This is a genomic window from Streptomyces sp. UH6 (genome assembly GCF_013421635.1).
In the GTDB taxonomy this organism is placed as follows: domain Bacteria; phylum Actinomycetota; class Actinomycetes; order Streptomycetales; family Streptomycetaceae; genus Streptomyces; species Streptomyces abyssomicinicus.
In genome coordinates this window covers 1-4,978 of the sequence record NZ_JACADT010000384.1, presented here as the reverse complement: position 1 = coordinate 4,978, position 4,978 = coordinate 1, and the positions used below count along the sequence as shown (strand labels likewise).

The 4,978-nt window shown below is 72.5% G+C and carries 5 protein-coding genes and 1 pseudogene; 4 read left to right on the top strand and 2 right to left on the bottom strand.

Annotated features, from left to right (window positions below; all coding sequences use genetic code 11):
• Together HW445_RS18140 and HW445_RS18135 are read right to left on the bottom strand one after the other, a co-directional pair.
• Positions 1-789, bottom strand: a pseudogene (locus tag HW445_RS18140) (hypothetical protein); the annotation flags it as partial.
• A 160-nt stretch (positions 790-949) separates the two neighbouring features.
• Positions 950-1,834 (bottom strand): LysR family transcriptional regulator, encoded by an 885-nt coding sequence (locus HW445_RS18135; protein ID WP_180222047.1) that lies wholly within the window; start codon positions 1,832-1,834, stop codon positions 950-952.
• Positions 1,835-1,928: 94 nt separating this feature from the next.
• Here HW445_RS18135 and HW445_RS18130 point away from each other — a divergent pair, with 94 nt between their 5' ends.
• The 4 genes from HW445_RS18130 to HW445_RS18115 all read left to right on the top strand — a co-directional run.
• Positions 1,929-3,134: a thiolase family protein gene (locus HW445_RS18130; protein WP_180222046.1), complete on the top strand. Its 1,206-nt coding sequence runs from the start codon at positions 1,929-1,931 to the stop codon at positions 3,132-3,134.
• Complete coding sequence (locus HW445_RS18125) at positions 3,131-3,802, top strand: 3-oxoacid CoA-transferase subunit A (RefSeq protein WP_151770352.1); 672 nt, start codon at positions 3,131-3,133, stop codon at positions 3,800-3,802. The genes HW445_RS18130 and HW445_RS18125 overlap by 4 nt, the downstream gene beginning before the upstream one ends.
• Positions 3,799-4,473 carry a 3-oxoacid CoA-transferase subunit B gene (locus HW445_RS18120; RefSeq protein WP_180222045.1) on the top strand — a complete coding sequence of 225 codons (675 nt, stop codon included), beginning with the start codon at positions 3,799-3,801 and terminating at the stop codon, positions 4,471-4,473. The genes HW445_RS18125 and HW445_RS18120 overlap by 4 nt, the downstream gene beginning before the upstream one ends.
• 113 nt (positions 4,474-4,586) lie before the next feature.
• A partial coding sequence (locus HW445_RS18115; protein WP_180222044.1) for a LysE family transporter occupies positions 4,587-4,978 on the top strand: 392 nt, incomplete at its 3' end.

Here is a 4,978-nt window from a genome sequence, read left to right as displayed (position 1 = left end):
CGACAGCACGTACGACGCCAGCCGGGTCAGCGGCATTCGCGACAGGTCGGCGCGCACCTCGGCGGCGCCGTGACGGCGGGCGGACTCCTGGACCCGCAGCGCCTCCAGGCGGGTCATCCGCGGGGCGACGCGCTCCAGGAACACCGCCCTCGGCACACCGTGCCGTGCGGCGAAGCCCTCGGCCACCGTGTACGGCAGGTCGTACAGGGCGGCCTTCTCGTGGTGCGCGCGGCGCCAGGTGTCCAGGAGCGGCGTCGCGTAGTGCGTCCGGGACGACGGAGCGAAGAGGAAGTCGCCCAGTTCCTCGCCCGCGGGCAGCAGATGGGCGTGGCGCAGGGCGCGCTTGAGCGCGCCGCGGTACTTCACGGCGTCGAACGCGAGGTCCGGGCGGGCGGCCAGCCAGTCGCGCACGACCGCCCGGGTGCGGCGGTTGTTCACCCGGGCCCGGCGCAACGCGTCGAACAGCCCGTACACGCGCTGCGGCGGCAGCTTCGCCAGCCTGGCCGCGATCAGCCGGCCCTCGCGGTGGCGCTGCCCGGCGGTCGCCTCGCCGGCCGTCTCCAGCAGACGGCGGACGATCGTCACCACGTTGTGGTCGTTGATGTCGAGGGCGAGCACCCCGGCGTACAGGTCCCGGTAGTTGCCCAGCATGTAGGCGTGGAGGAAGTCCAGGGACAGCGTCTGCTCGCCCGCGCCGGAGTGGAACTCGCGCTGGCCGGTGGCCGTGATCGCCGCGTTGACGAAGAGCAGCACGTCGTCGGCGGCGACGAGGTCGGCGTACGACTCCATCCCTCCCCCTCCCACGGTGCGGACGCCGGCCGGGGAATGGGGGCACGAGCAGCGAATCATTGCTTGACAGACAAGTTCCGGAAGTCGCACCGGAGTCCCGCGGCCGGCAACGGGACCGTAACAGAGCCCCGGGCCGCGCCTCCACCCGATAACCCCGAGGTCAGCCGCCCGCGCAGTCCACGATCACCGAGGCCACCTGGTCGACGGCGGCGGACTCGGGGCGGGCGCGGCGGGCCAGCAGCAGGTCCACGGACTCCGGCTCGGCGAGCGGCACGTAGGTCACGCCCTCGACGCTCAGGCTCCGCACCGACGCAGGGACCAGGGCCACGCCGTGCCCGGCGGCGACCAGCACCACCAGGGTGGCCGTCTCCCCGACCTCGAGCAGCTGGGCCGGGCGGAAACCCGCCCGGCGGCATGCCGCCAGCACCAGGTCGTACATCGAGGACCGCGCCTGCGACGGGTGGACGACGAACGGCTCCCCGGCCAGATCCGCCAGAGGCACGCTCGGCCGGCCGGCCAGCCGGTGGTGGGAGGGCAGCACGGCCATCAGCGGCTCCGAGCGCAGCGGAACCGTGCGGATGTCCTCCGCGTCGAGGGCCCCCCGCAGGACCGCGAGGTCGAAGGCGCCGGAGCGCAGGCCCTCCGCCAGCTGCGGGGTGAGGGTCTCGCCGCGCAGCTCCAGGGTGATCCGGGGCAGCCGCGCCCGTACCGTCCGGGCCACCCTGGGCAGCACGTCGTAGGTGGCGGTGCCGATGAACCCGACCGAGACGCGCCCGGCGTGGCCGGTGGCCAGTTCCCGCATGTGCACCAGGGCACGCCGCTCCTCCGCCACCAGGACGCGTGCGTGCTCCACCAGGTGGCGACCGGCCTCGGTCAGCTCCACGTGCCGGGTGGACCGGTTGAAGAGGGAGACGCCCAGCTCCCGCTCCAGCTGCTTGACCTGCTGGGACAGGGCGGGCTGCGCGACGTGCAGGCGGGCCGCCGCCCGGCCGAAGTGGCACTCCTCGGCCAGGGTGAGGAAGTGGCGGAGCTGGCGGAGTTCCATGGCGTCCATCCTAGCGAGATCGATAACCAGCGCTTATCAATCGATGCCTACTAGGTCTTGGACGCGAACAAGTCGTGGCTCGTACGGTGAGTAGGTGACCGAGAGCTATCTGTACGCAGCAGCCCGCACGCCCTTCGGCAAGTTCTCCGGGGCCCTCGCCGACGTCCGGCCCGACGACCTGGCCGCGACGGCCGTCAAGGGAGTCCTGGCCAGGACTCCCGGACTCGACCCCGCCGGGATCGGTGACGTCGTCTGGGGCAACGCCAACGGCGCCGGTGAGGACAACCGCAACGTCGGCAGGATGGCCGTCCTGCTCGCCGGCCTCCCCACGTCGGTGCCGGCCACCACCGTCAACCGACTGTGCGGCTCGTCGCTGGACGCCGCCATCATCGGCTCCCGCACCATCGAGACCGGTGACGCGGACATCGTGCTCACCGGCGGCGTCGAGTCCATGACCCGCGCCCCCTGGGTGCTGCCCAAGCCGAACCGCGCCTTCCCCGCCGGCAACGTCACCGCGGTCTCCACCACCCTCGGATGGCGACTGGTCAACGAGCGCATGCCCGCGGAGTGGACCGTCTCCCTGGGCGAGGCCAACGAGCAGCTGGCCGAGCGCTTCACCATCTCCCGCGAGCGGCAGGACGCGTTCGCCGCCCGCTCCCACAACCTCGCCGACGCCGCCTGGAACGACGGCTTCTACGACGACCTGGTGGTCCCGGTCGTGACGGACCGCAAGGGCACCGTCCTCACCCGCGACGAGGGCATCCGCCCCGGCTCCACGGCCGAGAAGCTCGCCGGCCTGAAGCCCTCCTTCCGCCCGGACGGCGCCATCACGGCCGGCAACGCCTCGCCGCTGAGCGACGGCGCCTCGGCGGTGCTGCTCGGCTCCGGCGAGGCGGCCGGACGCATCGGCGCCGACCCTCTCGCCCGCGTCGCCGGGCGCGGCGTCTTCGCCCTGGACCCGCAGGAGTTCGGGTTCGCCCCCGTGGAGGCGGCGAACCGGGCGCTGAAGCGGGCCGGCATCGGCTGGTCCGACGTCGCCGCCGTCGAGCTCAACGAGGCCTTCGCCGTGCAGTCGCTGGCCTGTGTGGACGCCTGGGGGATCGACCCGGAGATCGTCAACGCCAAGGGCGGCGCCATCGCGCTCGGCCACCCGCTGGGCGCCTCCGGCGGCCGCATCCTCGGCACCCTCGCCGGCCGTCTCCAGGAGTCGGGCGGACGCTGGGGCGTCGCGGCCATCTGCATCGGTGTGGGCCAGGCACTCGCCGTGGTCCTCGAGAACGTCACCGGAGGAACCCGATGAGCACCCGTTTCTTCGAGCAGGCCGACGAGGCGGTGGCCGGGATCGAGGACGGATCCACCGTCCTCGTCGGAGGGTTCGGCATGGCCGGCATGCCGGTCGAACTGATCGACGCCCTGATACGGCAGGGCGCCAAGGACCTCACCGTGGTGTCCAACAACGCCGGAAACGGCGACACCGGACTGGCCGCGCTGCTCGCCAAGGGCCGGGTCCGCAAGGTGATCTGCTCCTTCCCGCGCCAGGCCGACTCCTGGGTGTTCGACGACCTCTACCGGTCCGGGAGGATCGAGCTCGAGGTGGTCCCCCAGGGCAACCTCGCCGAGCGGATGCGGGCGGCCGGGGCCGGCATCGGCGCCTTCTTCTGCCCCACCGGGGCCGGCACCCTCCTCGCCGAGGGCAAGGAGACCCGCGAGATCGACGGCCGCACGTACGTCCTGGAGTACCCGATCAAGGGCGACGTCGCCCTGATCGGCGCCCACCGCTCCGACCGGATGGGCAACCTCGTCTACCGCAGGACCGCCCGCAACTTCGGCCCGGTGATGGCCACGGCCGCCACCACGGTGATCGCGCAGGTCCGCGAGATCGTCGAAACCGGCAGCCTCGACCCCGAGGCCGTCGTCACCCCGAGCATCTACGTCGACCGCGTGGTGCAGGAGGCTCAGCGCGCATGACCGCCACGAACACAGCAACCGGCACCGGCGCCCCGCAGGGCAGGCTGGGCAAGCACGACATGGCCGCGCTGGTGGCCCGGGACATCCCCGCGGGATCGTTCGTCAACCTGGGCATCGGGCAGCCGACCCTGGTCGCCGACCACCTGCCCGCCGACTCCGGGGTGGTCCTGCACACCGAGAACGGCATGCTCAACATGGGCCCCGCCGCCACGGAGGGCGAGATCGACCCCGATCTCACCAACGCGGGCAAGGTCCCGGTCACCGAGCTGCCGGGAGCCGCCTACTTCCACCACGCGGACTCCTTCGCCATGATGCGCGGCGGCCACCTGGACATCTGCGTCCTCGGCGCCTTCCAGGTGTCCGGCCGCGGTGACCTGGCCAACTGGCACACCGGCGCGCCCGACGCCATCCCGGCCGTCGGCGGGGCGATGGACCTGGCGATCGGCGCCAAGAAGGTCTTCGTGATGATGACGCTCTTCGCGAAGGACGGTTCCCCGAAGCTGGTGCCCACGTGCACCTACCCGCTCACCGGCCTCGGCTGCGTCGACCGCGTCTACACCGACCTCGCGGTCTTCGACATCACCCCGGAAGGGGTGAGGGCCACCCGGACCTTCGGCATCACGGTGGACGACCTGGCCGAGCGCCTCGAGGTGCCGCTGCTCACCGCGTGAGAGCGGGAGCCGACGGACAGGGCCGTCCCGGGAGGTCACCCCTCACGGGACGGCCCTGTCCGGATAGCGGTCGGATGATGGGCAGAAGCGCGATTTCGTGTGACACTCCGGCCATGTTCGAGTCGTTCGGTGTCGTCAATCTTCCGACCTACCTGGCCGGCGTCCTGCTGATCGTCCTGCTTCCCGGCCCCAACTCCCTCTACGTGCTCTCCGTCGCCGCCCGGCGCGGGATACGCGCCGGATACGCCGGCGCGGCCGGCGTGTTCTGCGGGGACACCGTGCTGATGACGCTCTCGGCGGCGGGCGTGGCCTCGCTGTTCCAGACCAACGCCATGCTGTTCGGGATCGTGAAGTACGTGGGCGCGGCCTACCTGGCGTGGGTGGCGATCGGCATGCTGCGGTCCGGCTGGGAGATGTGGCGCACCCGGCACCGGCCGGACGGCGCGATGGAGGCCGCCGCCTCGGCCGGCGAGCCCGGCGGCAAGGAGGCGCGGGGCGAGCGGCC